At 71.2% G+C, this 24,393-nt stretch carries 22 protein-coding genes and 1 tRNA gene; 16 read left to right on the forward strand and 7 right to left on the reverse strand.

Annotation, left to right across the window (positions count from 1 at the left end):
* Positions 1–9: 9 nt before the first annotated feature.
* The 4 genes from ACERZO_RS27560 to ACERZO_RS27575 form a co-directional block, all read right to left on the reverse strand.
* Complete coding sequence (locus ACERZO_RS27560; protein WP_372667659.1) at positions 10–1,302, reverse strand: alginate O-acetyltransferase AlgX-related protein; 1,293 nt, start codon at positions 1,300–1,302, stop codon at positions 10–12.
* Entirely contained in the window at positions 1,299–4,028 is a 2,730-nt protein-coding gene (locus ACERZO_RS27565) for a glycosyltransferase (protein WP_372667660.1), read from the reverse strand. Before ACERZO_RS27565 ends, ACERZO_RS27560 begins: the two co-directional genes overlap by 4 nt.
* Positions 4,021–5,235 (reverse strand): hypothetical protein, encoded by a 1,215-nt coding sequence (locus tag ACERZO_RS27570; protein ID WP_372667661.1) that lies wholly within the window; start codon positions 5,233–5,235, stop codon positions 4,021–4,023. The genes ACERZO_RS27565 and ACERZO_RS27570 overlap by 8 nt, the downstream gene beginning before the upstream one ends.
* A 131-nt stretch (positions 5,236–5,366) precedes the next feature.
* Positions 5,367–6,503, reverse strand: a complete 1,137-nt coding sequence (locus ACERZO_RS27575) for a hypothetical protein (RefSeq protein WP_372667662.1) — start codon at positions 6,501–6,503, stop codon at positions 5,367–5,369.
* 163 nt (positions 6,504–6,666) lie between these two features.
* Between ACERZO_RS27575 and ACERZO_RS27580 the strand changes: the two genes are divergently transcribed.
* Entirely contained in the window at positions 6,667–8,421 is a 1,755-nt protein-coding gene (locus tag ACERZO_RS27580) for a hypothetical protein (protein WP_372667663.1), read from the forward strand.
* A gap of 98 nt (positions 8,422–8,519) precedes the next feature.
* Positions 8,520–9,143 (forward strand): hypothetical protein, encoded by a 624-nt coding sequence (locus ACERZO_RS27585; RefSeq protein ID WP_444843234.1) that lies wholly within the window; start codon positions 8,520–8,522, stop codon positions 9,141–9,143.
* A gap of 12 nt (positions 9,144–9,155) precedes the next feature.
* On the opposite strand, the gene ACERZO_RS27590 is transcribed toward ACERZO_RS27585, so the two are convergent.
* Positions 9,156–9,821: an alpha/beta fold hydrolase gene (locus tag ACERZO_RS27590; RefSeq protein ID WP_372667664.1), complete on the reverse strand. Its 666-nt coding sequence runs from the start codon at positions 9,819–9,821 to the stop codon at positions 9,156–9,158.
* Positions 9,822–9,956: 135 nt separating this feature from the next.
* Here ACERZO_RS27590 and ACERZO_RS27595 point away from each other — a divergent pair, with 135 nt between their 5' ends.
* The 3 genes from ACERZO_RS27595 to ACERZO_RS27605 all read left to right on the forward strand — a co-directional run bounded on the left by ACERZO_RS27595 (position 9,957) and on the right by ACERZO_RS27605 (position 11,294).
* Complete coding sequence (locus ACERZO_RS27595; protein ID WP_372667665.1) at positions 9,957–10,496, forward strand: DUF2716 domain-containing protein; 540 nt, start codon at positions 9,957–9,959, stop codon at positions 10,494–10,496.
* Positions 10,497–10,529: 33 nt separating this feature from the next.
* Positions 10,530–10,931, forward strand: coding sequence for an immunity 7 family protein (locus ACERZO_RS27600; RefSeq protein WP_372667666.1), 402 nt, complete (start codon positions 10,530–10,532; stop codon positions 10,929–10,931).
* Between the two features lie 69 nt (positions 10,932–11,000).
* The gene (locus ACERZO_RS27605; protein ID WP_372667667.1) at positions 11,001–11,294 is read left to right on the forward strand and encodes a YiaA/YiaB family inner membrane protein; all 294 of its coding nucleotides are present in this window, start codon (positions 11,001–11,003) and stop codon (positions 11,292–11,294) included.
* Between the two features lie 156 nt (positions 11,295–11,450).
* Here ACERZO_RS27605 and ACERZO_RS27610 read toward each other — a convergent pair whose 3' ends face one another.
* Both ACERZO_RS27610 and ACERZO_RS27615 read right to left on the reverse strand, forming a co-directional pair.
* Positions 11,451–11,582 (reverse strand): hypothetical protein, encoded by a 132-nt coding sequence (locus tag ACERZO_RS27610; protein ID WP_372667668.1) that lies wholly within the window; start codon positions 11,580–11,582, stop codon positions 11,451–11,453.
* A 203-nt stretch (positions 11,583–11,785) separates the two neighbouring features.
* Positions 11,786–11,858, reverse strand: a tRNA-Gly gene (locus tag ACERZO_RS27615).
* Between the two features lie 188 nt (positions 11,859–12,046).
* Between ACERZO_RS27615 and ACERZO_RS27620 the strand changes: the two genes are divergently transcribed.
* From ACERZO_RS27620 to ACERZO_RS27670, 11 genes are all read left to right on the forward strand, one after another.
* Positions 12,047–13,585 carry a sigma-70 family RNA polymerase sigma factor gene (locus tag ACERZO_RS27620; protein WP_372667669.1) on the forward strand — a complete coding sequence of 513 codons (1,539 nt, stop codon included), beginning with the start codon at positions 12,047–12,049 and terminating at the stop codon, positions 13,583–13,585.
* 104 nt (positions 13,586–13,689) lie between these two features.
* A complete protein-coding gene (locus tag ACERZO_RS27625) occupies positions 13,690–14,124 on the forward strand; it encodes a DUF983 domain-containing protein (protein WP_086677814.1) in 435 nt (144 codons plus the stop codon).
* A gap of 39 nt (positions 14,125–14,163) precedes the next feature.
* Positions 14,164–15,024, forward strand: coding sequence for an Fpg/Nei family DNA glycosylase (locus ACERZO_RS27630; RefSeq protein WP_372667670.1), 861 nt, complete (start codon positions 14,164–14,166; stop codon positions 15,022–15,024).
* Positions 15,025–15,269: 245 nt separating this feature from the next.
* A complete protein-coding gene (locus tag ACERZO_RS27635; RefSeq protein ID WP_372667671.1) occupies positions 15,270–16,586 on the forward strand; it encodes a histidine kinase in 1,317 nt (438 codons plus the stop codon).
* A 19-nt stretch (positions 16,587–16,605) separates the two neighbouring features.
* On the forward strand, positions 16,606–17,451 hold the full coding sequence (locus tag ACERZO_RS27640; RefSeq protein WP_372667672.1) for a S49 family peptidase: 846 nt from the start codon (positions 16,606–16,608) through the stop codon (positions 17,449–17,451).
* Positions 17,452–17,608: 157 nt separating this feature from the next.
* Positions 17,609–18,994: a glycoside hydrolase family 16 protein gene (locus ACERZO_RS27645; RefSeq protein ID WP_372667673.1), complete on the forward strand. Its 1,386-nt coding sequence runs from the start codon at positions 17,609–17,611 to the stop codon at positions 18,992–18,994.
* A gap of 83 nt (positions 18,995–19,077) precedes the next feature.
* Positions 19,078–19,914, forward strand: a complete 837-nt coding sequence (locus tag ACERZO_RS27650) for a LytR/AlgR family response regulator transcription factor (RefSeq protein ID WP_364276095.1) — start codon at positions 19,078–19,080, stop codon at positions 19,912–19,914.
* A 13-nt stretch (positions 19,915–19,927) separates the two neighbouring features.
* Positions 19,928–20,461 carry a hypothetical protein gene (locus tag ACERZO_RS27655; RefSeq protein WP_372667674.1) on the forward strand — a complete coding sequence of 178 codons (534 nt, stop codon included), beginning with the start codon at positions 19,928–19,930 and terminating at the stop codon, positions 20,459–20,461.
* Between the two features lie 30 nt (positions 20,462–20,491).
* Positions 20,492–22,282 (forward strand): sodium/solute symporter, encoded by a 1,791-nt coding sequence (locus ACERZO_RS27660; protein WP_372667675.1) that lies wholly within the window; start codon positions 20,492–20,494, stop codon positions 22,280–22,282.
* 124 nt (positions 22,283–22,406) lie between these two features.
* Positions 22,407–22,757, forward strand: coding sequence for a DUF485 domain-containing protein (locus tag ACERZO_RS27665; protein WP_364463954.1), 351 nt, complete (start codon positions 22,407–22,409; stop codon positions 22,755–22,757).
* A complete protein-coding gene (locus ACERZO_RS27670) occupies positions 22,754–24,382 on the forward strand; it encodes a solute symporter family protein (RefSeq protein WP_372667676.1) in 1,629 nt (542 codons plus the stop codon). The genes ACERZO_RS27665 and ACERZO_RS27670 overlap by 4 nt, the downstream gene beginning before the upstream one ends.
* Positions 24,383–24,393: the final 11 nt, after the last annotated feature.

A 24,393-nucleotide genomic window follows, 5' to 3' on the forward strand; every position in this document is an offset into this window, starting at 1 on the left:
GTCAGGGGGTCAGCGGATCGGGCGGGCCGCGAGCTCGGCCAGGACGTTGTCGACGACCTGCGGGGCCAGCAGGCCGAACTTGCCGGACGCGAGGGTGCGCTCGGCGACCTCGATCGCCACGACCTTGTTGTCGGCGAACATCTTGCCGACGGTCTTGCCGGTGTCGGAAAGCAGGGCGCTGTGGTGCTGGGCGGTCATCTGGCCGAAGGTCGCGGCGAGGTAGGGCAGCGCGCGGTAGGTGAAGGAGTCGCCGAGCAGCGCGACTGAACCCTGGTAGGTGCCGGTGCCGGTGGCGGACTGCAGTTTCAGCGGGGCCTTGAGGTCGCTGAGGACTTCGCGCGTCTGGTCGCGCTTTCCGTCGGTCAGCACCTCGTAGTGCCGCCCGCTGGTCTGGCCGGTGTGGCCGATCAGCGGCGGCAGGTCGGCCGCCATCGTCCACGGGTCGCTCGGCTTGATCACCCAGGACGCGGTGCTGCCCGGGCTCATCGACTCGGCCAGCGAGCGGGCCATCAGCATGCCGCCCTCGTCGGACCAGTGCGCGTCCTGCGGCCCGTACACCGGCGCGCCGACCTGACGGCCCTGCGCCTCGAGCCCGCCGCGCAGGTCGAGGATCGCGTTGTCGGCGTCGACGCGCTGCCAGAACTCGGCGGCGGTCCGTTCGCGGCACTCCTTGCCGGCGTAGTTCGCCGGCAGGTACTCCGGCGCGATCGTCGTCTTGTCCGGCGCGATGACCACGACGAACTGGCGGCCGGACGCGCGCACGCCGTCGCGCAGCCGGTCGAGCTCCGCCATGGTCTGGTCCAGCGGCTTGCTGAGGTTGCAGTGGCTGGCGATCTCGTCGCCGAGGTACAGCCAGCCGTTCTTGCCCTCGAGGACGTTCGGGTAGTTGACGACCGGCGCGGGCGTGCTCGGCTGCGCCGGGATCGGGCCTTCCGGCGCCTGCGGCTGGCCGCCCAGCGGCGGGGCCTCGCCGAAGACGCCGCGGCTGATGCCGTCGGCGGCGTGCACGGCCTGCTCGCGGAAGGCGAGGTGGTCGGTCGCCCACTGGGCCAGCTGCGGGAAGAACGACCAGCCCTGCCCGATGCTCGGGAACTCCGTCAGCGCACGGTTTTCGAACTGGCCGGGGTGCACCCCGGCGATCGACGCGAGCACCGGCGTCGCGAAGAACACCGCGGCGCACGCGAGCGCGACGGCTTGGCGGCGGCCGTGGCGCGGCCGGTGCAGGGCGTGTTCGCGGGGCAGGAAGGCCTCGTGCACCGGGGGCAGCGCGCGCGAGGCCTGGGGCGTCTTCTGCTGGGTCATGCCGGCGGCCGGGGGTCGTCGGAACGCCGCGCCTCGAGCCGCTCGATGCGCGCGTTCTGCTGGGCGAGCTCGGCCTCGAGGATACCGAGCCGCCGGTCCTGTGCGGTGGCTTTCTCGTCGATCGTGCCCGCCAGGCCGGTGATCGCCTCGCCGGTGCTTTCGGTGAGTGTCCGCAGGATGCGGCGCTGGGTGCCGTCGTAGTGGCTCAGCGCCCGCCGGATCGCGCGGCGGAACACCGGGGCCAGCGGGAACCGGTGCGGGCTGTCCGGATCGGGCTGCCACTGCAACGCGGCTTCGGCGCGGGCCAGCGGGGAATCGGGACCGCGGCTCGCCTCTCCAGGGTCCCTTCGCCGCCAGGTTGCGTACGCGGCGCGGAGTTCGGTCTCGACCCACGCGGCGGCGACGTCCATCGACCGGACGCGCAATACGTGGGCGCGGGCGGCCTCGCCCCGGCGCCGGGCCTCGGCGGGGTCGTCCGCGACCTCGCGCATGGCCTTCGCGGCGGCGTCGAGGTCGGGGTCCGCCCACAGGCCTTCGGGCTGGTACGGCGGCCAGCCCTCGCCGACCTCGACCATCCGGTAGGGGACCGGCCAGCCGGTGCCGTCGTGGAAGAACTCCGTGGTGCTGGAGTAGTCGGTCGCGATCACGGCCAGCCCGCGCACCATCGCCTCGGCGACAGTCAGCCCGAAACCCTCGCTGCGGTGTAGCGAGACGTAGGCGTCGCTCGTCGCGTATAGGCTGTTCAGCTCTTCGAGGCTGAGGTACGTCTCCAGCAGGTCGATGCGCTTGTCGTCGCCGATGACGTACCGCAGCCGCTCGACGGCGGCCGCGTGCAGGTGCCCGTTGGTCGCCTTGATGACCAGCCGGACGTCGTCACGGCCGGGGAACGCGCGCTGGAACGCCGTCACCGCGCCCCACGGGTTCTTGCGCTGGCCCGTGCTGTTGAAGTCGAAGGCGAACAGGAACCGGACGGGGTCGCCCGGCTTGCGCGGAACCCGTTCCGGTACGCCGGGGTCGAGCACCGGCATCGGGAAGGTCTTCACCGGCACCGGCGAGTGGGGCTCGATCGCGCGGCGGGTGAAGTCGCTGATCGCCCACACCTCGTCGACCAGGTCGAAACCGCCGTGCATCGACGCCGGGAAGTCTTCGAGCTCCCAGGCCCACAGCCCGATCCGGTAGCGCCGGTGCCCGAGCTCCGGGTGGCTGTCCAGCAGCAGGCCGGTGTAGTCGGAGTTGACCGCGAGGATGCTGACCGGGAACCGCGGCCGGCTCACGGTGTCCGGCTCGGCGAGCCCGGTGCGGACCGCCGCCGACAGCGACCGCGACTCGACGACCGACACCACCGGGATGCCCGCGGCGGCGACCACGCGGTGCGCGATCCGGCCCATCTCGCCCAGGCCCAGCTCGGCCGTGAGGTACCCGGAGACGTTGACGCCGAACTCGTCGACCGGCCCGGCCACCGGGGGCGGCTCGGTCGGCAGCGCCCAGCCGGGCAGCAGGCCTTCGTCGATCCCGTGCGTGGCGCACCACTGCCGGAACGCCGGGCCGTCCGCGCGCTCCGGCTTGCGGAACGCCGTCTGCAGGTCGATCCGGCTCGCCCACAGCCACAGCGCGAGCCTGCTGAGCCCGGCCGACCGCGCCATCGGCGAGCCGGGGGCGCGCAGCCAGTCGCGGAAGGCCGCGCCGCGGTCGTCGCCGAACGGCGGGGGCGGGATCTCGTCGACGACGGTGGGCGCGAACTGCGCCGGGGTCGTCGCCGCGCGGTGCGCCCGCAGCCAGGTGTCGCGGTAGAGCGTCCGCATCGGCGTGGTCAGCGGCGTGCCGTCGGGCAGCTTGTCGAAGCCGTACGGGACTTCTTCGCCGGTGTGCCCGGCGTCGACCAGCTCGGCGGCGTAGTCGTCGCACAGCTTGCGCAGCACCGGATCCGCGGACAGGACGACCCGCGGGCGCACCGGGCACTGGCTGCTGAGCAGCCACGGCCGGTCGGGGTCGAAGCCGTAGAAGTTCAAGAACCGCAACGGGGTGCCGCCCGCGGTCACGCCGCCGTCCGGACCCTCGGCGAGCTTGCGCTCGTGCAGGTTCCAGAAGCCGGCGGCCACGCCGGGGTCGCGCGTGACGACGTTGCGGTAGAGCGCCGGGACGCGGTCGAAGAAGTGCTCGACCGGCGGCGAGGGGTGCGAAGGCGGCGGGACCGGCGCGTACCGGCGGCCGTCCGCCCAGGCGATCAGGAACGGGCGCGCGCCCTTGCCGACCGCGACGAAGTCGTCGTGGAAAGCGCTGTCCGTGGCGTCGCGACCGGGTTCGAGACCGTCCTGCGGGAGCGGAGCGAGGACACGCGGGGCCAGCACGACGTCGTGTTCGGCGGCCTGCGCGCTCAGCTCGGCGAAGGGGGCGAAGACCCGGATCTGCGAGCCGAGGTAGACCGCGACGTCGGCGTCTTCGAGGAGTTGGTGCAGCAGCAGGGGTTTGACCGCTTCGACCAGCTCGGACGCGGTGAACCAGGTGGCCATCCGGTGGAACTCGTCGCGGTCGAGGTCGAGCCAGTCGCCGCCGACGACGCGGCAGCCGTCCTCGCTCGTGGTGCCGGTCCCGTCGACGACGAGGACGAGGAACCCGTGGCCGGGGTGGTGCGCCCGGTAGGTCCGGGCGAGCACCCGCGCCGACGGCAGGCCGGCCCGGGTGACCACCGTGCAGGCGGTGGTCACCCGGCCGGCGCGCTCAGCCATTGGCCGGCAGCTCCGCGAGCTGGGCCGCCAGGATGTCGTCGAACACGCCGCTGATCTTGGCGAGGTCCGAACCGGACACCTCGATGCGCACCAGCGTGCCCTTGTGCACGTAGTGCGCGCGGATCACGGCGGGGAAGTCCGCCGACTTGGCGAACTGCGACGCCTTGACGCCGTCCGGCACGTCACCGGTGTACGGCTTCATCGTGAACTTGGTCTGGAGCTCGGCCAGGTCGTCGCGGGCCACGGTCGCGGCGCTGCTGGACGACGTCTGCGCGGTGAGCACCAGCGCCTTGACCGTGTCGGGGAGCCCGGCTGCGGCCATCCGCACCTTCGAGGCGCCCGCGGTCTTGTAGACGGCGTTCTCCTCCGGGGTGAGGAACCCGGCGCGCTCGACGTCCGCGAACGTCTGGATGTCGGTCTTCTCCCCGGGCGGGGCCGGGAGCTTCGCGATCTCCAGGTCGTCCTTCGGCCGGACCGTGCTGGTCGGCGCGGGCGGCGACGACGAGTTCGCGACCGGCGGGTTCTCCTGGCCGCCGGAACCGTTGCCGAAGATCAGCCAGCCGCCGACGCCGAGCGCGGCGACCACCAGCACGGCGACGATGGCGATCACGGCCTTCTTCTTGCCGCCGGACGAAGTCGTCTCGAAGGTCTCCGGCCCCTGGCTGACCCAGTCCGGGCCCGGTGCCATCTGCGGGTACTCGCTCGCGCCCCACGGCGGAGCCGCGTTGCCGCCGGTGTTCCACGGCTGCTGCTGCGGGGGCTGCTGCTGCGGGAACCCGCCCGACGTCGGGCCGCCCGGCCGGAGGCCACCGGAGGCGACCGCCTGCGGGGGCACGCCCGGCACGGCCTGGGTGCGCTCCGCGGAGTCCTGCGACCACGGCGGCTGGTACGGCGGCGGCTGCTGCTGCATGCCGGACACGACCTGGGTGCGCTCGGCGCCCCCGGAGGCGTCGGCGCTGCTCACGATCTGCGTCCGGTCCGCTTCGGAGCCACCCGGCTGCTGCTGGTGCGGCTGCCCCTGCGGCGGGCTGACCGGGGTGATGATCTGGGTGCTGTCGGCCGACGAGGCGCCCTGCGGCGCCTGCTGCGGCTCGCCGTTCACCGCGGAGGACAGCACGGCGTCTCGTCGAGCCCGGTAGTCGTCGGCCGAGATCTGGCCGGCGGCCAGCTCCTCGTCCAACCGGCGAAGTTCCTCCTGCCAGGACAAACCTGCCCCCCTTCCTCGTCGCAAACCCGTGCTCGCAGACTCACGCACATTCTGCACGCAGCGCCGACCGGTGCCGTGGCCGAGGGTCGTTTCGTGACCGTCACCCGGCCGATGTGCCCACGGTGTCCGGATCAGCCGGGCGGCAGGACCGCGCGCAGGTCCTCCAGCACCTGGCCCAGCCGGCTGGTGAGGGCCTCGTCGCCCAGCTTCTGGGTCTGGGAGACACCGACGTTCACGACCATGCCGCCGGAGGTGTACCAGGTCGCCCTGACCTGGGTGTCGCCCGTGGTGGCGACGGCGGTCCGCAGGTCGGACTGCACGGCGTTGAACCCGTTGGAAAGCGCGGTGGTGTAAAGCGCTTCCACGGCGGCTTCGGCGTTCGCCGGACCCGGCATCGGCACGACCATCAGCAGGTTGCTGCCCGCCGCGACGGCCGAGCCGCGGAAGACGACCTCGGTGGCGCCGTTGCGGCGCAGGACGTCGGCCGTGGGCCGGGCGAAGACGCCGAGCTCGACCGCGCGGTCGATCGACATCGTCGAGTTGTCGGAGTTCTGCGTGCCCGGCAGCTTCGGCAGCCGGTCCTCGACGCCGCCGAGCAGCCCCGAAGCCGACGTGCTCGGCACGGTGGCGGGCCCGCTCGCCTGCCCGCCGGGTTCGTCGTCCGAGCCCAGCCACATCGTCACGCCGACGACCATGACCAGCACGAGCAGCACGCCGAGGCCGACGAACAGCCAGGTCGGCCGGCCGCGGGCGGGGTCGTTCCAGCGGTGCTTGCCGCGCGAGTCGTCCGGGTCCTGGCCCGCGGGCGGGGCGCCGCCGGGGTCGATGGGCGGGAACCGGCTCGCCGCCGCGGCGCCCGGGACCTGTCCGTCGACGGCGAGGTACCGGGTCGGGGTGATGTCGGCCGGGCTGGGCGCGGTCGTCATGTGGTCGGGGATCGGCGGGACCGCGTTCGTCGCGGGCGTCTGGAACGAGCGCGGCCCGGCCGGCTGCTTCGGCGGCCGCGCCCACGGCACCTCGACGCGCGCCGGCGGCGGGGCCGGCGCCGGCGTGACCGGGTGGACCGGGTGGACCGGCGGCACCGGGTTCGCCGCGGGGTTGGCGCTGTGCCAGGAGGGACGGCGCAGGGGCGCCGGCACCGGCGACGGCACGGTGGACCCGGACGCCTGCGCGAGCAGCTCTTCCCGCTGCTTGCGGTGCGCCGCGGGTTCGATCCGGCCGGCCGCCAGGTCCGCGTCGAGACGACGCAGTTCTTCCTGCCAGCTCATGGTTCCGACCCCCATCCGCCGTTCGGGGCATCAGTCTGGCACGCGCGGCCGACCTGCGAGGTTGCGTTTTGAAGTTGATCGGCAACGTAGCGCACGCGGCGCCGTTTCGGGAGTCCTTCCCGTGGGCACCGAGCACGGGGGAGGCGATCGAGAGGGGAAGTCGTTGATCACCGACGAGCAGCCGCGAGCCGTCGCGGCCCGGGTGCGCCCCGGTCGCGGGCGCGTCCGGGAAGGCGTTTTCGCCGTGCTCACCGGGTTCCTGCTCGCCGCGGTGTTCACCCTCCCGGTCGTGCTCCATCCGAAGTCGACAGTCGCGGGCGAACCGGGCGACCCGCTGCTGCAGGCTTGGCAGCTGGCGTGGCAGCACCACTTCCTCACCTCCGGCGGGGACCTCTGGACGGGCAACACGCTCTTCCCGGCGACCGGCAGCTACGCCTTTTCGGACTCCCTGCTCGGTTATCTCCCGCTGAGCTTCTTCGGCGACGGCCCGTACGCCGCGCTCCTGCGCTACAACGCCGCGTACCTCATCGCGGGTGCGCTCGCCTACGCCGGCGCGTACGTGCTCGTCCGCCAGCTCGGCGGCAGCCGGCCGGCGGCGGTGCTGGCCGGCCTCGCGTTCGCGTGGGCGCCGTGGCGGCTGAGCCACGCCAGCCACCTCAACATCCTGTCCACGGGCGGGATCGCGCTGGCCCTGTTCGCCCTCGCCCGTGGACACGGTTTCTCGCTGCGCCACGGGTGGCGGCCCGAGCTGTCCCGGCCGTGGTGGGCGTTCGCCGGCTGGGTCGTCGCGGCCTGGCAGATCACCTTGGGGTTCGCGATCGGGCTGCCGTTCGCCTACCTGCTCGGCGTGGTCGGCGTCGTCCTGCTGGTGACGGCGGTCCGGCAGCGGCGCCGGTTCGGAGCGCGCACGGCGGTCGCCGACGGCGCGGGCATCGCGGTGTTCGCCGTCGTCACCTACCTCATGACCGTCCCGTACCGCCGGGTCGTCGACCAGTACGGCTTCACACGCTCCTGGCGCGAGGTGCAGCAGTTCTCCCCGCCGCCGCAGGGGCTGCTGGCCGCCCCGACGGAGACGTGGTTCTGGCAGCGCGGCCCGTTCAACCTCAAGAGCGGTGTCTTCGCCGACCCGGGGTGGCTGTCGGCGACGGGCGCGTCGGAGAAGCTGCTGTTCCCCGGCCTGGCCCTGCTGGTGGTCGCGGTGGCCGGCCTGTTCGTCAGTGCGTGGCCGGTCCGGGTGCGGGCCTGGCTCGGCGCCGGCGCGGTCGTCGTGACGGTCTTCGCGCTCGGCTCGCAGTTCTTCGGCGGGTACGCCACCTATTACCTGCTCTGGCACTTCCTCCCGGGCTGGGACGCGCTGCGCACGCCGGGCCGGCTGATGCTGTGGGTGATCCTGCTGCTGGCGCTGCTCGCCGCGGGCGCGCTCACGAGGTGGGGCGAGCTGGTCCGCGAACGCCAGGACGCGCCGTACCTGCGGGCGCTGATCGGCGTCACGCTGCTGCTGGCGCTGCTCGAAGGCGTCCCGGCCGAACCGCACTCGTCCCCGGCGGGCATCCCGCCCGACCTGGCCCGGACGTTCCAGGGCTCGCCGCCGCCGACGCTGATCCTGCCGGTGCGGCAGGGGCTGGGCGAATTCAGCGAGTACGTCTACCAGCTCTGGTCGACCGACGGCTTTCCGGCGCTGGTCAACGGCCACAACGGCCTGCTGCCGCCGCAGTACGGCGAGATCGTCCGGGCCACGAAGACGTTCCCGGACGCCCGCAGCGTCGCGGTGCTGCGGAAGTACGGCGTCGGCCAGGTCGTCCTGCTGAAGGCCGCGGCCGCCGGCGGCCCGTACGCGCAGGTGCTGACCCGGCCGCTCGACGGGCTGGGCATCACCCGCACCGACTCGACGGACCTCGTCACGTTCAGCTTGCGCTAGTCACCGCTGTCGCCCTATCGGACCCCGAAACTGTCGTACATATGTTCTAAAATGGGCGTTGTCCAGGGGAGATGCCGCCCGCGTCCGCGGGTGGCGTGATGGAGGAAGGCAGGGCCATGGCCTACATCACCCTGTCCACGTTCGTGGGCTACAGCGCCAGCAACGGACCGTCGCGGTCGTCGTTCGTCCGGCGGCAGCGCCGGCAGTACGAGGACCCGGCGCGAGCCGCGTTCAACTACTACCGGCGGGCGGCCAACGCCGTGCGGTCCGGGCGGGCGGCGGGGCAGGACGCGACGGCGTTGCGCGCGCTCGTCAACGCCGCCGACGACCGGACGAAACCGCACTACGCGGCGATCGCCGAGGGCTGGCTGCGCTGGCTCGGCCGGAAGTCGCCGCGGCTGGTCGAGGTCGGCCGCGGCCGCTGCCGGATCGGCGACCTCGAGATCGGCGTCAGCCCGCAGCTGGGGCTGCGCAAGAGCGACGGCCGCCGGTACGCGACTTGGCTGTACTTCAAGGAGGAGCCGTTGGCGAAGGACTCCGCGCAGCTCGCGCTGTGGGTGCTGGAGCAGGCGATGCCGGACATCCTGCCGGGCGGGCACGCCCTGGTGATCGACGTCCGGCGCAGCAAGGAGTTCCAGCTCTCGGCGCGTGACCGCGAACGGTTGCGACCCTGGGCCCGCAGCGAGGCTTCGGCGTTCTTGACGCTCTGGGACGCCGCCTGAACCGGGGAGGTACTAAAGGAGCACGTCGGCCACCAGCTCCGGCCGCGTGACGAACGGGTGGTGCGCCACCGGCAGCTCGACGACGTCGGTCGCGCGCGCGGCCTGCCGTCGCTGGGTCTCCGGCAGCGTCGCGCGGTCGTCGGCGCAGAGCAGGTAGGTGGACGGGACCTCCCGCCAGGCAGCGGTCGTCACCGGCTGGCCGAAGACGGCTTCGTTCTGGTGCGTGAGCCGGGCGGCGGCACCGGCGTAAGCCGGGTCGTCGAAGTCCTGGGCGAACAGCGGCCGCACGAGTTCTTCGCGGACGCTCGCGGTGCCGTCGCCGTGGCTGATGTGCCACGGCGGCGGCTCGCTGCCGCCGAAGTCCGCGAGCGCCTCGCCGGCGTCCGGCAGGAACGACGTCACGTAGACGAGCCGGCGGACCGCGGGGTGGTTGCCCGCTTGTGTGATCACCATCCCGCCGTACGAATGCCCGACGAGCAGCGCGGGCTCGTCGGAGGCGTCGAGCAGCGCGCGGACGGCCTCGGCGTCGTCGTGGAGATCGCCGCGCGGCTCGCGTTCGCAGCTCGGCAGGACCACCGCTGAACTGCGCAGACCCCGGCCGGCGAGGACGTCCGCCGTCGGCTGCCACCACCAGGCGCCGTCGCGGACGAAGGCACCGTGGACGAAGAGGACCCGCATGGTGACAATCTGGCAGAACCCACCCGGTCGAGTGACACAGTTCGCGGCGAGCGGACGAGGACTGGACAAACCGGAGGGCGAACACGAAGCTTTCGCGTGTTCTTCCGTGCCCGGCCGAAGTCAGAGGTCGTAACAGTGAATGCTGCCTGGGAAGCCGTCTCCCGCGTCGCCGACGAACCCGCCTGGTACTGGGTGTACGACAAGCTGGCGTTCTGGCCGAGCACCTACGCCCACGCCTGGCCGGGCTTTCGCGAGCCGGCGCCGTCGCGGACCTGGGACCTCTCGCCGGGCGACCTCGACCGCGCGTCGGCCGAGTTCCGCCTCGGCCCGTACGCCGTCGAAGAGCACCAGGTCGCGGCCATCGCGCTCGCCGCGTTCCGCGAGGCCTGCGGCCCGGACGGCTGGATGTGGGCCCTGCACTGGCAGCACCAGTCCTTCCGCGTCCGCCCGCACCTGATGACCGAGGGCGCGCGCTGGCCGGTGCCGGTGTTCCCGCGCGCGGACTACCACCTGTTCCTCGCGTCGGACTTCTCGTTCGGCACGCTCGGCCACCCGTGGGAGCGCACGCTCTGCGTGTTCGGCGACAAGCTCGTCACGGCGTTCGAGAAGCACGGCGAAGGCGTCCTCACGAACGTGCTGCGCCGCGACGGGAAGCCGTCCGCGCTGGCCCGCTGAGCTCGTCGTTGATCTCTTGCTACCGTTCTGCTGGTGTTCGAGTATCACGGCTGGGTGACCATCCAGGCGACCGCGAGCGGCGACGACGACGCGGCGCTCCTGGAGCGCCTGGTCGACCGCGTGCACCGCGCGATCCGCGACGCGGGTGAGTTCGACCTGGTCGACCTCCGCTGGAGCGCGGGTATGCCGATGCTGCACTTCGGCGGTTTCGACAAGCACGGCGGCAGCCTGGGCCCGGAGCTGCTCGAGCTGTTCACGAGGGTCGGCGAGCTGGCGGCGGGCTCGTACGGCCTGCTGCACGTCTGGGACGACCAGGACCCCGAGCACGACAACGAGTTCCGCGTGTACCGGATGGCCCGGGGCCAGGTGACGGAACGCGAAGACCCGCACCTGACCCCGGTGGCCCCGACGGTCCTGGACGTCTACGAGCTGTAGCCCGATCGCAACCGGGCCTGAGTAGTACTGCTCAAGACACCCGCACCGGCCCGGCGAGACCCTCGTCACATGACGAAATCCGGAACGACGTCCCCCACCACGACGGCCTTCTACATCCAGGCGGCGATCTCGTTCGGCCTGGCGCTGGCAGCGGTCATCGGCGGCATCGCGTACCTGCCGGTCGACGGCTGGATCCGCGGTTTCCTCGCCCTCGGCGCGCTCTACCTGGTCACCTCCACCTTCACGCTCGCCAAGTGCGTCCGCGACAGACAGGAGGAGACCTCCGTGGTCTCCCGCGTCGACCAGGCCCGGCTCGACAAGCTCCTCGCCGAGCACGACCCGTTCAAGGCCCCCGCCATGTAGGACCGGTCAGTGGCGCGGCACCCGCGGCCGCCCGCCCGGCTCCTGCTTCGGCGGCTTCTGGTCCGCGCCCGGGATCTTCTGCGCGTTGGTCGCGTGGGTGTCCAGGTGGAGGGGCAGTGCGCAGCCCGCCGGGTTCCCGGCGTCGCCGCGTGCGGGTCACCGAACCCGCGCACGCCGGACAGCGTGCTTGGGTGCGCCCTGCGCGAGGGCCCGCTGGACGTTCGGCGGCGTGAGCGCGGCGGCCCCGGCGGCCCCGCCGAGGAGGCGACGGCGAGTCAGTTCGGTCATGCCCAGCACGATCATCCCCGAGCATCACCCGAAGAGGTGGCATCGGGAGAACGTGGCCGGAACACCGGATGAAAACCATTGCCGAACCGGCACGAACCCGGTCAGGAAGCAACGAAAGTCGTGTGATGGCGCTCACCCGCGAGCCGGGCCGGGACAGCGAAACGCCCCTGCTCGATGTCCTGAGCAGGGGCGTTTCGATCTTGAGCGGATGACGGGATTCGAACCCGCGACCCTCACCTTGGCAAGGTGATGCGCTACCAGCTGCGCTACATCCGCACTGCCTTGCTGTTGAAAGACACTCTATACCAGCCGAAAACTGCTCCGATGAGCGGGTCCCGAAGTGCCCTGACCCGGTGCTTCGGTGTCACAGCTGGCGTACAAGGGGTGACGACGGCTGAATCCCTCCGTATGGTGTCCCCATTCGACCGAATGGGGAGACCTTCGGGGAGGAGGTGCCGGGCCGGATGACCGAGCTGGGCACTGCGCCGCCACCAGCGGCCTCGGAATCCGACGAGCAGGCACTGCTGCAACGACTTCGAAACGGCGAAGACGCCGCCTTCGGGGAGCTGTTCGAGCTGCACGCCGCCGCCGTCCGGAGACTGGCGCAGAGCTTGGCTTCCGACCGGTCCGAGGCCGAGGACATCACCGCGGAGACGTTCTTCCGCGTGCTCCAGGCCCTTCGCCGCGGCGCCGGCCCCCGGGACTACGTCCGCGCCTACCTCCTCACCGTCGCCCGCCGCGTCTCCTGGGAGTGGCACGGCGCCCGCCGCGACGTCCCGGTGTCCGACGACGAGCTGACCTTCCGCGCCGGCGCGGGTGCCGACACGCACGCCCGCACGGCCGAGCACACGCTGATCACGACGGCGTTCACCAGCCTGCCCGAGCGCTGGCGGACCGTCCTGTGGCAGACCGAGGTCGAGGGCGAGCAGCCCGCCATGGTCGCCACCCACTTCGGGCTGAGCGCGAACGCGACCGCGGCACTGGCCCGGCGTGCCCGTCAGGGCCTGCGCGCGGCGTACTTGCAGGCACACTTGTCGGTCAACCGCGGGCCGGATTCGTGCCGCGCGGTCGTCGAGAAGCTCGGCGGGTTCACCGCGGGCAGCGTCACCGGCGCCGAGGCCGAGCGCATCAAGGCGCACCTGCACGGCTGCTCGTCGTGCCGCGCGACCCAGGACGAGCTGCGCGACGTCTGCTCGTCGCTGCGCGCGCACGCCGGGGTGCTGGTGCTGCTGGTGCCGGCCGCGGGTGCCGCCGCGAGCGGCAGCGGCGTGCTGGCCGGGCTCGGCACGACGATCAAGGGCGTGCTGGTCGGCTCCAAGGTCAAGATCGGGCTCGCGCTGGCGTCGACCGCGGCCGTGGGTGCCGTCGGCGTCGCGGCCGGGCCGGTGCTGTTCGGGTCGACGGCCGTCCAGGACGTCGGGCTGACCGGCGGCGCGCCCGAGCTCGTCGTGGTGCCGCCCGTCGGGCCGCACCACCAGCCACCCCCGCAGCCGCAGCAGGACCCCCGGATCGGCATCGGCGTGCTCAACGGCCGCGGTACCGGGGTCGCCGTCCCGGCGCGCCAGCGCGGCGGCGCCAAGCAGGTCGCGGCGAACGAGGTGCCGACCGTGCCGGGCGACGTCCCGGCCGGGGAGGTGAGCGGCGGCGACGGGCTCACCCCGCGCGACGACATCACGTCGTCGACCTTCAGCACGCCCAGCCACTCCTCGACGTCGCCGCGGCTCGACGCGACGACGAGCCCGCTCATGACCGTCACGACCGAGTCGACCGACACCGGCGTGCCGGAGGACGCGGAGGCGCCCGAACTGTCGCCGACCGGCCGTCCCGGCTCGTCGACGGCCCCGTCCGGGGAGCCGAAGCCGAAGGACGACGAGACCGCGACCACCGAGCCGTCGACGACGGTGACGCCGACTTCCGGAAAACCGTGCCCGAGCAGCACGTCCGACGTCACTGGTTCGAGCGAACCGGCGCAGCCGACGTCGACCGCCTCTGAACAGCAGTGATCAACTTCGCCGGGTGGGATGTCCGGTTCATCCCTCGCGCGGGCGAGCCTGGGCACGGTAACGTTGTCCGTGCTCACCCTGCGGGCGCCCCGGGAGGCAACTGAATGAACCGGCTGGTACGCGGCGAAGACGGCCGCGACTGGGTGGTCCGTGCCCAGATGGAATGGCGCGCACCGGCAACGGCCGACGACTTCGAGCACGACGTCGCGGGCAGCTACGGCCCCGGCATCGCGATGATCGTGGTGACCGCGCTGCTGGCCGTGATCCTGGTCGTGTGGACGCCGAACGAGGTCAACATCCCCGCGTGGGTGCTGCTGGCCCTGCTGCTGGTGGTGCTGTTCTTCCCGCTGCGGTGGATCCTGCGCCGCCCGTGGACGGTGGTCGCCGAGACCGACGGCGACCGCGACCGGCCGTCCGAACGCTGGGTCGGCACGATCCGCGGCATGTTCACCGTGCAGGGCGAGGTCAAGAAGATTTCCAAGACGATCCAGCGGCACTCGCTGCCCGACTTCGACGGGCCGCTGCACCCGGTCGAATAGCGAGTACCGGAATTCGGCCGAAGGGGTGAAACTGGGAGCATGCCCGAACTGCCCGAGGTCGAAGCGCTGGCGCACCACCTGCGTGAGAACGCGGTCGGCCGGACGATCTTCCGCATCGATGTCGCATCCCTGAGCGTCCTGAAGACGGCGACCCCGCCGTGGACGGACCTGCACGGCCGCGAGATCACCGGCGCGACCCGGTACGGCAAGCACCTCGACGTCGTCGCGGGCGACCTGCACCTGGTCGTCCACCTGGCCCGCGCGGGCTGGCTGCGCTGGTCCGACGGCCTGGCCGCGGCGCCGCTCAAGCCGGGCAAGGGCCCGATCTCGCTGCGCGTGCACCTCGAGTCCGCGACCGGTCCCGGATTCGACCTCACCGAGGCGGGCACGAAGAAGGGGCTCGCGGTGTGGGTCGTGAAGGACCCGCAGGAGATCGCGAGCGTCGCGCGCCTCGGCCCGGACGCGCTCTCGCTGGACGCGGCCCAGCTGCGCGAGCTGTTCGCGGGCAAGAACACCCGGCTGAAGTGGGCGCTCACCGACCAGTCGCTGATCGCCGGCATCGGCAACGCCTACTCCGACGAGATCATGCACCGCGCGAAGCTGTCCCCGTACGCGACGATCGGCAAGCTCGACGACGGCGCGCTGGAGACCCTCGCGGAGGCGATCGTCGAGATCGAGTCCGACGCCGTCCAGCGCTCGGTGGGCCAGAAGGCCGCGCGGCTGAAGGGCGAGAAGCGCTCGGGCCTGCGCGTCCACGCGCGCACGGGCCTGCCGTGCCCGGTCTGCGGCGACACGATCCGCGAGATCTCGTTCGCGGACAAGTCGTTCCAGTACTGCCCGACCTGCCAGACGGGCGGCAAGCCGCTGGCCGACCGCCGGATGTCGCGGCTGCTGAAGTAAAGATTCCCCCGTTCGGTCGCACGTACTGCGCCGTGCGTGGCTGTCTCAAGATCGAGACTCGGCGAAACTGCGTTCTTCCTGGCCATTCGCTGGAAGGAGTGGAACAGCGGACGCTCTCCGCGTGTTGCGGACAGTGACCGTGCCGGGCCGGTTCCGACTCTCGGTAGGGTTCGCTCCACCCTCGGTCATCACAGTTGGACAGAAAGTGGGATCAGGCCTTGCACCCGGTTGGTCGAGCGCAGAGCATGGACGCCGTGTCCGGGTTTCCGATTGCGCAGATCGTTCCGTGGGGTCTGGCGGTGCTGCTCGGCATCGCGGTGATCGTGCTGCTCGTGAAACAGCGCAAACCGGCCAGCGTGGTGGAGGACGCCATGCTGCAGGCCGTGCACCGGATGTCGAAGGCCGCCCCGAACCTCCGCTCCGGCCTGGACGAGGACGCCGCCGACAAGATCACCACCCAGCTGCTGCAGATGCTGGACTGCGTCGCCGTCGGGATCACCGACAGCGAAGGCACGCTGCTGTCGTGGGACGGCGAGGCGAACGAGCACTACGTCGACCTCGTCGACGCGATCGGCGCGGCCATCCGCAAGCACCGCCGCGAGGTCGTCGCGCACGACCGGATGCCGTGCAACCACCGCGGCACGTGCCGGATGAAGACCGCCGTCATCGTGCCGCTGCTGGTCGAAGGCGAGACCGAGGCGGCGCTGATCGTCGTCGGCCGCACCCGCGGGCGGCTGGTGCAGATGGCCGACGCCGTCGCCCAGTTCGTCTGCACCCAGTTCGAGCTGGCACGGCTCGACGAGTCGAAGCACCAGCTCCAGCAGGCCGAGATCAAGGCCCTGCGCGCGCAGATCTCGCCGCACTTCGTCTACAACGCGCTCAACACGATCTCCGCGTTGATCCGCACGGACCCCGAAGAGGCGCGAGAGCTGCTTCAGGACTTCGCCGACTTCACGCGCTACTCGTTCCGGACGTCGGGCATGTTCACCTCGCTGGCCGAGGAGCTGCGCAACATCGACCGCTACCTGACCATCGAGAACGCCCGCTTCGGCGGCCGGCTCGAGGTGCGGATGAAGATCGCGCCCGAGGTGCTCAGCGTCGTCGTGCCGTTCCTGATCATCCAGCCGCTGGTGGAGAACGCGGTCAAGCACGGGCTGGCCAGCAAGCCCAGCGGCGGCTGCGTCACGGTGATCGCGCAGGACCACGGCACCGAGGCCCTGATCAGCGTCGAGGACGACGGCATCGGCATGGACCCGCGTCGGCTGCGGGACGTCAAGAACGCGCACAGCACCGGCGCGCACGTCGGGCTCGGCAACATCAGCCAGCGCATGCAGCAGGTCTTCGGCAGCGACTACGCGGTGATGGTAGAGACCGCGCCGGGCGCCGGCATGAAGGTGACGCTGCGGGTGCCGAAGTTCGTCCCGGGCGTCCGGCCGAACATGCCGGACTACAGCGCGGACGCCGACGCCGACGTCCCGGCCCAGGGTGGCCCGGCCCAGCTGAACGGCGCCGAGGTGAACGGCGTCAACGGCACGCGCTCCGGCATCCTCCCCATGGGCTGAATCCGGCTAGCCTGGCGGTATGAGCGTTACGGACAAGCTGGCTTCGCGGATCCCGGTGCTCGCCGACCGGGTCGAGCGCAAGGACGTCGTGGCCGTGGTGAAGCTGCACGGCGTGATCACGCCGTCGCCATCGCCGCTGGGCCGGGGCGCGATCAACCTGGCCGCCGTCGAGTCGGCCCTGACCAGGGCGTTCGGCCACGACCGGCTGAAGGCGGTCGCGCTGCTGATCAACTCCCCGGGCGGCGCGCCGACGCAGTCCGGGCTGGTCGCCGAGCGGATCCGGCAGCTGGCCGACGAGAAGGGCGTGCCGGTACTGGCGTTCTGCGAGGACGTCGCCGCGTCCGGCGGCTACTGGCTGGCCTGCGCGGCCGACGAGATCTACGCGCACCGCACGTCGATGGTCGGCTCGATCGGCGTGATCAGCGGCGGCTTCGGCTTCACGGGGCTGCTCGAGCGCTTCGGCATCGAGCGCCGCCTGCACACGGCGGGAGCGAACAAGTCGCGCCTGGACCCGTTCTCGCCGGAGAAGCCGGAAGACGTCGAGTGGCTGAAGAAGATGCACGCCCAGCTCCACGAGCTGTTCGTGAGCTGGGTCAAGGAACGCCGCGGCGACCGCCTCGCCGACACGGAGGACTTGTTCACGGGCGACGTCTGGCTCGGCGCGAAGGCGGTCGAGCTCGGGCTGATCGACGGCGTGGGCAGCCTCCGCCAGATCGTCACCGACCGCTTCCCGGACGCGGAGATCTCGGTGGCGGAGCCGAAGAAGGCCCTCCTGGCCCGCCTCGGCATCGGCGCCCCGGCCGCGGCGTCGGCGGTGCTGGAAGCGGTGACGCAGAAGGCAGCCTGGTCCCGCTTCGGCCTCTGAGCCCGATGTCCGGTTTGAGTACTTCGGGGCAGACTTTGTGACCTCAGTCACTCTGGACGCGTAACGCCCCTGGAATCGGGGTGGGACGTCAGGTCTCCTTGTCGACGGGCTTTGTTGCGAACGGCAACAAATCCGGTCGACAAGGAGGTCGTACCCGATGCCCCACTCCCGAAGACTCGCCCTCGGTGCCGTCGTCGGCGCCGCGCTCATCACCGTGCCCCTCACCCTGAACGCCGAAGCGTCGATCCCGCCGCCCGAATCCGGCTGGACCACCGTCTTCGCCGACGACTTCACCGGCGGCTCCGGCACGCTGCCCGCGAGCTCGAACTGGATCATCGACACCGGTCACGCCTACCCCGGCGGCCCCGCGAACTGGGGCACCGGCGAGATCCAGAACTACACGTCGAGCACGGCCAACCTCGCCCAGGACGGCGCCGGCAACCTCCGCATCACGCCGTTGCGCGACGGCGCCGGCAACTGGACGTCGGCGCGGATCGAAACCCAGCGCACCGACTTCAAGCCGCCCGCCGGCGGTGTCATGCGGATCGAAAGCCGGATCCAGATGCCGAACGTCACCGGCGCCGCCGCGCTCGGCTACTGGCCCGCCTTCTGGGCCCTCGGCGGCCCCTACCGCGGCAACTGGTGGAACTGGCCCGCCATCGGCGAGTTCGACATCATGGAGAACGTCAACGGGATCAACTCCGTCTGGGGCGTCCTGCACTGCGGCGTCAACCCCGGCGGCCCGTGCAACGAGACGACCGGCTTGCCCGCCAACCGCGCGTGCCCGGGCAGCAGCTGCCAGTCGGCCTTCCACACCTACCGCTTCGAGTGGGACGCGAGCACCAGCCCGCAGGTGTTCCGCTGGTTCGTCGACGGCCAGCAGTTCCACTCGGTGAGCCAGAACCAGGTCGACGCCACCACCTGGGCGAACATGACGACCCACCAGGGTTACTTCGTGCTGCTCAACGTCGCCATCGGCGGTGCGTTCCCCAACAACAACTCCGGTACCACCACGCCGGGGCCGGGGATCGTGCCCGGGCGCCCGATGGTCGTCGACTACGTCACCGTCACCACCCGCGGCGGCGGTGGCGGCACGACGACGCCCCCGACGACCACGACGCCCGGCGGCGGGAGCAGTGCGTACAGCACCATCCAGGCCGAGTCCTTCAGCCAGCAGTCCGGCGTGATCACCGAGGCCACCACGGACTCCGGCGGCGGGCAGAACATCGGCGCGGTGGGCAACGGCGACTGGGCGCTCTACCCGAACGTCGACTTCGGCAGCAGTGCGGCGACGAACTTCCAGGCCAGAGTCGCGTCCGGGGCGGCGTCCGGCGTGAGCGGGCTCGTCGAAGTGCGGCTCGACAGCCGGTCCAACGCGCCGATCGGCAGCTTCGCCCTCGGCAACACGGGCGGCTGGCAGAGCTGGCGGACCGTCCCGGCGAACATCAGCGCGGTCACCGGCGTGCACAACGTCTACCTGACGTTCACGAGCGGCCAGCCCGCGGATTTCGTGAACCTCAACTGGTTCACGTTCGTGCATTGAGACGAGGGACCCGCGGCCCCCGGCCGCGGGTTCTCCCACATCAGGCAGACGGGGGCTGGACATTGCACTCGGCAATGGGCAGGATGCGTTTCACTGTGAGTGCTCACGATGACACCCGGAAGCTCGTGGTCCTGGCCGTGGACGACGAGCCGAACGGTCTTGACGAACTCGTCCACTGCCTGCGCAACAGCCCGCACGTGGCGAAGGTGTTCCCCGCGATCGACGCGTCCGAGGCGCTGCGGTTGCTGTCCACCGACGACCCGAGGCTACGCGAACGCAAGGACCGCGGCCTGCCGATCGTCGACGCCGTCTTCGCGGACATCGACATGCCCGGCCTGTCCGGCATGGAGATGTCGCGCGTGTTCGCCGCGCTGCGGCCGTCGCCGGCGCTGGTGTTCGTCACCGGCCACGCCGAGGAGGCGGTCAACGCCTTCGACCTCGGCGCGCTGGACTACGTGCTCAAGCCGTACCAGCAGGACCGCCTCGACCGCGCGATCTCGCGCGTGATCGACAAGCTGGCCGCGGCCGCCGCGCCCCCGCCCGGCGCCATGGGCGGCGAGCCGGGCGTGAAGAACGACGACGAGGTCATCCCGGTCGAGCTGGCCGGCACCACCAAGCTCATCCCGCGCTCCTCCGTCCGCTGGGTCGAGGCGCAGGGCGACTACGCGCGGCTGTTCACCACCGAAGGCAGCCACCTGGTCCGCATCCCGCTGGCCCAGCTCGAGGAACGCTGGGAGAAGGCCGGGTTCGTCCGGATCCACCGGTCGTTCCTGGTCGCGCTGCCGCTCATCACCGAGCTGCGGATGGGCCAGGGCGGCTACCAGGTCGTGATCGGCAACGAGGAGAAGGTGCTGCCGGTCAGCCGGCGGCACACCCGCGCGCTGAAGGACCGGCTGGTCGGTTCGGGCCGGAACGGCTGAGCCGGGCCCGGTCATGACCGACGACTTCTACGAGCGCCTGCCGAACGGCGTGCGAGAGCCCGATCCGACGCTCGGCAGGCGCGTCCGCCAGCAGCGGCCGCTGCCGCAGCCGACGGACCGCGCCGTCGTCGAGTCGCTGCCGCCCGCGCCGGACGACGAGCCGCCGCCGAAGCCGGAGCACCACGCGAAACCCAAGCGGGAGCGGGTGATCCTCGCCGACCCCCGCCGCGGCTCCGGCACCCTGCGCGCCCGCGTCGAGCTGGAAGAGCAGACCAGCTGGGGGAAGCTGCTCGTCAAGGACCACCTGGTGAAGGTCCAGCTGCGGACGGCACTGTTGCTGGCCGGGCTCGTCGTCGTCGTGTTCGGCTCACTGCCGGTGCTGTTCTACCTGGTTCCCGGGTTCTCCCGGTTGAGCGTGGTCGGCATCCCGGTGGCCTGGCTGATCCTCGGCGTGCTGCCGTTCCCGTTCCTGTTCGGGGTGGGAATTTGGTACAACCGGCTGGCCGAACGCAATGAACGCGCGTTCGTGGACATGATCGAAAACTAGTTTCCGCACGACTCGTGCGAGGATTCCCCCGTGCAGCTGAACCCGTGGGCCGTGACCGGCATAGTGCTGGTCGCCGTGGTGACGTTCTTCCTCGGTCACCGCTCTTCGCGTTCGGCCACGAGCACGCACGACTTCCTGGTCGCCCGGCGGACCGTCCGGTCGCGCCGCAACGCCGCCGCGATCTCCGGTGAGTACCTGTCCGCGGCGTCCTTCCTCGGCATCGCCGGAATCGTGCTCAAGGACGGCGCCGACGCGCTGTGGTTCCCGATCGGCTTCACCGCGGGTTACCTCGCGCTGATGCTCTTCGTCGCGGCGCCGCTGCGGCGGTCCGGCGCGTACACGCTGCCCGACTTCGTCGAAATGCGGCTCGGCTCGAAGGGCCTCCGCCGGTTCTCCACGGGGTTCGTCGTCTTCATCGGGATCCTCTACATGGTCCCGCAGCTGCAGGCCGCCGGCCTGACCCTGGCGACGATCCTCCCGGTGCCGGTGTGGGCGGGCGCGGTCGCGGTGATGGTCCTGGTGGCGTTCAACGTGATCGCCGGCGGCATGCGCGCGATCACCGTGGTCCAGGCCTTCCAGTACTGGCTCAAGCTGTTCGCGATCGCGGTCCCCGCGTTCGTGCTGTGCATGGTCTTCTTCGCCGGCGGCGGCCCGGACGGCTTCCGCCCGCTCGGTGCCGCCGCGCCACCGGTGTTCCCGACCGACACCACAGTGGACGTCCAGACCGACGTCACCCTGACCGTCCGCGGCGACACCTACCTCTGGGCCTACGGCCGCACCGACAACGGCCCGGCCGCCGGGCCGACGCACTGGACCCCGCTGGCCCCGCACCAGGTTTCCGAGGGCACGAAGCTGAAGTTCCTGGCCGGCACGCCGGTGCCGGTGGTCAGCGACGCGAGCGCGGACAACGCGAACTGGCTGCACCCGGCGTCGGGCAGCCTCACCGACCTGCTCCAGACGTACTCGCTGATGTTCGCGACGTTCCTGGGCACGATGGGCCTGCCGCACGTGCTGGTCCGCTTCTACACCAACCCGGACGGCAAGGCCGCGCGCCGCACCACCGTGCACGTCCTGCTGCTGCTCGGCCTGTTCTACCTCTTCCCGACGCTGCTGGGCGCGCTGTCGCGGATGTACGTCCCGGAGCTGCTGGTCACCGGCAAGACGGACGCGGCGATCCTGCGATTGCCCTCGGCGATGCTGCCGGGGGTCTGGGGCCAGGTCCTCGGCGCGGTCACCGCGGCCGGCGCGTTCGCCGCGTTCCTCTCCAGCACGTCCGGGCTGCTGGTGAGCGTCGCCGGCGTCGTCTCGACCGACCTGCTGCCCGGCCGCGTCCGCGACTTCCGCGTCGCGACCGGGCTGGTCGCGCTGTTCCCGATCGGGCTGGCGGTCGCGCTGCGGCCGGAGGACATCTCGCTGTCGATCGGGCTGACGTTCGCGCTCGCCGCGTCGACGTTCAGCCCGCTGCTGGTGCTGGGCATCTGGTGGCGCAAGCTGTCCTGGCCGGGTGCGCTGGCCGGGATGTTCGTCGGCGGCGGCCTGGTGCTGGCCGCGCTGATCGTCAACGTCGTGAGCGGCTACACCGGCGGCTGGGCGCCGTGGTTCGTCAACCAGCCGGCGCTGATCACCGTGCCGGTCGCGTTCGTGACGACGTACTTCGTCAGCCGCGCGACGGGGTACGGGCGCCCGGACCACGTGCACGACATCATGCTGCGGCTGCACGCGCCCGATCCGCTCGGTTTCATGCGCGACCGCGCGGTCGCGCGATTCGGACAAGCCGAAGAAAAGACGCGAATCGCCGGTCGCGGTCGGCACCGCAAGTAATGCACTGACAGTCAGTAAGAAAGTATTACCCGATCGAGGGATTACGAACTACACGGTTGACCCATACGTTCCGTTGGTTTCTACCAGTACGACCAGTACGAAAACGGGAAGGTGGAGATCCGCTGTGAGCAGCACCGAACACGACGTCGGTGGCGCGGAGCCGCAGACCGACTGGGAAAGCATCCAGGGGAGTCCCGAATTCACGGACCTGCGCCGCCGATTGCGGGTGTTCGTGTTCCCGATGACCGCGTTGTTCCTGCTCTGGTACCTGCTGTACGTGCTCCTCGCCGACTACGCGCACGGGTTCATGAGCACCAAGCTCTTCGGAAACATCACCGTCGGCTTGGTCTTCGGCCTCCTGCAGTTCGTTTCGACGTTCGTCATCACGGGACTTTACGTGCGCTACGCCAACCGGAAGCTCGATCCGGTCGCCGACGGAATCCGCGCCCGGATCGAAGGGGAGCCGGTCGAATGACACTCGCCGCGGGTGTGGAGGGCAGCAACTCCACCCTCAACATCATCATCTTCCTGGTCTTCGTCGCGATCACGCTGGTGATCGTGTTCCGGGCCAGCCGAAACACGAAGACGGCGTCGGACTACTACGCCGCCGGGCGCGCGTTCACCGGCCCGCAGAACGGCATCGCGATTTCTGGTGACTACCTTTCCGCGGCGTCGTTCCTCGGCATCGCGGGCGCGATCGCCGTCAACGGTTACGACGGCTTCCTCTATTCGATCGGCTTCCTGGTCGCGTGGCTCGTCGCGCTGCTGCTGGTCGCGGAACTGCTGCGCAACACCGGCAAGTTCACGATGGGCGACGTGCTGGCGTTCCGGATGAAGCAGACGCCGGTGCGCGCGGCCGCGGCGGTTTCGACGCTGGCCGTGTCGTTCTTCTACCTGCTCGCGCAGATGGCGGGCGCCGGCGGCCTGGTCAACCTGCTGCTCGGCATCTCCGGCGAGGCGGGGCAGGACGTCGTGATCGCCGTCGTCGGCGTGATCATGATCCTGTACGTCCTGATCGGCGGGATGAAGGGCACCACGTGGGTGCAGATCATCAAGGCCGCGCTGCTGATCGTCGGCGCGTTCGCGATGACGCTGTGGGTGCTCGGCAAGTACGGCTTCAACCTGTCCGACCTGTTCCAGGCCGCCGTCGACAAGGGGGGCAAGGGCGGCGCGGCACTGCTCGACCCGGGCAAGCAGTACGGCAAGACGGGCACGACGAAGCTCGACTTCCTGTCGCTGGGCATCGCGCTGGTCCTCGGCACGGCGGGGCTCCCGCACGTCCTGATGCGCTTCTACACGGTGCCGACCGCGCGCGACGCGCGTCGCTCGGTGGTCTGGGCCATCGTGCTGATCGGCGTGTTCTACCTGTTCACGCTGGTGCTCGGCTACGGCGCGGGCGCGATCGTCGGGCCGGACAAGATCTCCAAGGCGCCCGGCACGACGAACTCGGCGGCCCCGCTGCTGGCCTTGGAGCTGGGCGGCCCGGTGCTGCTCGGGTTCATCTCCGCGGTCGCGTTCGCCACGATCCTCGCGGTGGTCGCCGGCCTCACGATCACGGCGTCGGCGTCCTTCGCGCACGACGTCTACGCGAACGTGATCAAGAAGGGGCAGATTTCGACCGGCGGCGAGGTCCGCGTCGCCCGGATCACCGCGCTGGTGATCGGCGCGCTGGCCATCGCGGGCGGCATCCTGGCGAAATCGCAGAACGTGGCGTTCCTCGTGGCGCTCGCGTTCGCGGTGGCGGCGTCGGCGAACCTGCCGACGATCCTGTATTCGCTGTTCTGGAAGCGGTTCAACACCCAAGGCGCGCTGTGGTCGATCTACGGCGGCCTGCTCGTCACGATCGTGCTGATCGTCTTCTCGCCGGCGGTGTCCGGCAAGCCGGTGGACCCGAAGACGGGCAAGAGCGCGTCGATGATCCAGGGCGTCGACTTCCACTGGTTCCCGCTCGACAACCCGGGGCTGGTCTCGATCCCCGCCGCGTTCCTGCTCGGCTGGCTCGGCACGGTCCTGTCGAAGGAGCGCAACGCCGCGAAGTACGCGGAGATGGAGGTGCGCGCGCTGACCAGCGCGGGTGCCGAGAAGGCCGTCAGGCATTGACCGCTTTGCGG

The organism is Amycolatopsis kentuckyensis (assembly GCF_041679295.1).
GTDB classification, from domain to species: Bacteria; Actinomycetota; Actinomycetes; order Mycobacteriales; family Pseudonocardiaceae; genus Amycolatopsis; species Amycolatopsis kentuckyensis_A.

Bases quoted from the DNA above. Each gene is read 5' to 3' on its own strand.
- ACERZO_RS27560 (WP_372667659.1), bottom strand. From the start codon at position 1,302: ATGACCCAGCAGAAGACGCCCCAGGCCTCGCGCGCGCTGCCCCCGGTG.
- ACERZO_RS27565 (WP_372667660.1), bottom strand. From the start codon at position 4,028: ATGGCTGAGCGCGCCGGCCGGGTGACCACCGCCTGCACGGTGGTCACC.
- ACERZO_RS27575 (WP_372667662.1), bottom strand. From the start codon at position 6,503: ATGAGCTGGCAGGAAGAACTGCGTCGTCTCGACGCGGACCTGGCGGCC.
- ACERZO_RS27585 (WP_444843234.1), top strand. From the start codon at position 8,520: ATGGAGGAAGGCAGGGCCATGGCCTACATCACCCTGTCCACGTTCGTG.
- ACERZO_RS27590 (WP_372667664.1), bottom strand. From the start codon at position 9,821: ATGCGGGTCCTCTTCGTCCACGGTGCCTTCGTCCGCGACGGCGCCTGG.
- ACERZO_RS27605 (WP_372667667.1), top strand. From the start codon at position 11,001: ATGACGAAATCCGGAACGACGTCCCCCACCACGACGGCCTTCTACATC.
- ACERZO_RS27610 (WP_372667668.1), bottom strand. From the start codon at position 11,582: ATGACCGAACTGACTCGCCGTCGCCTCCTCGGCGGGGCCGCCGGGGCC.
- ACERZO_RS27620 (WP_372667669.1), top strand. From the start codon at position 12,047: ATGACCGAGCTGGGCACTGCGCCGCCACCAGCGGCCTCGGAATCCGAC.
- ACERZO_RS27625 (WP_086677814.1), top strand. From the start codon at position 13,690: ATGAACCGGCTGGTACGCGGCGAAGACGGCCGCGACTGGGTGGTCCGT.
- ACERZO_RS27630 (WP_372667670.1), top strand. From the start codon at position 14,164: ATGCCCGAACTGCCCGAGGTCGAAGCGCTGGCGCACCACCTGCGTGAG.
- ACERZO_RS27635 (WP_372667671.1), top strand. From the start codon at position 15,270: ATGGACGCCGTGTCCGGGTTTCCGATTGCGCAGATCGTTCCGTGGGGT.
- ACERZO_RS27640 (WP_372667672.1), top strand. From the start codon at position 16,606: ATGAGCGTTACGGACAAGCTGGCTTCGCGGATCCCGGTGCTCGCCGAC.
- ACERZO_RS27645 (WP_372667673.1), top strand. From the start codon at position 17,609: ATGCCCCACTCCCGAAGACTCGCCCTCGGTGCCGTCGTCGGCGCCGCG.
- ACERZO_RS27650 (WP_364276095.1), top strand. From the start codon at position 19,078: ATGCGTTTCACTGTGAGTGCTCACGATGACACCCGGAAGCTCGTGGTC.
- ACERZO_RS27655 (WP_372667674.1), top strand. From the start codon at position 19,928: ATGACCGACGACTTCTACGAGCGCCTGCCGAACGGCGTGCGAGAGCCC.
- ACERZO_RS27670 (WP_372667676.1), top strand. From the start codon at position 22,754: ATGACACTCGCCGCGGGTGTGGAGGGCAGCAACTCCACCCTCAACATC.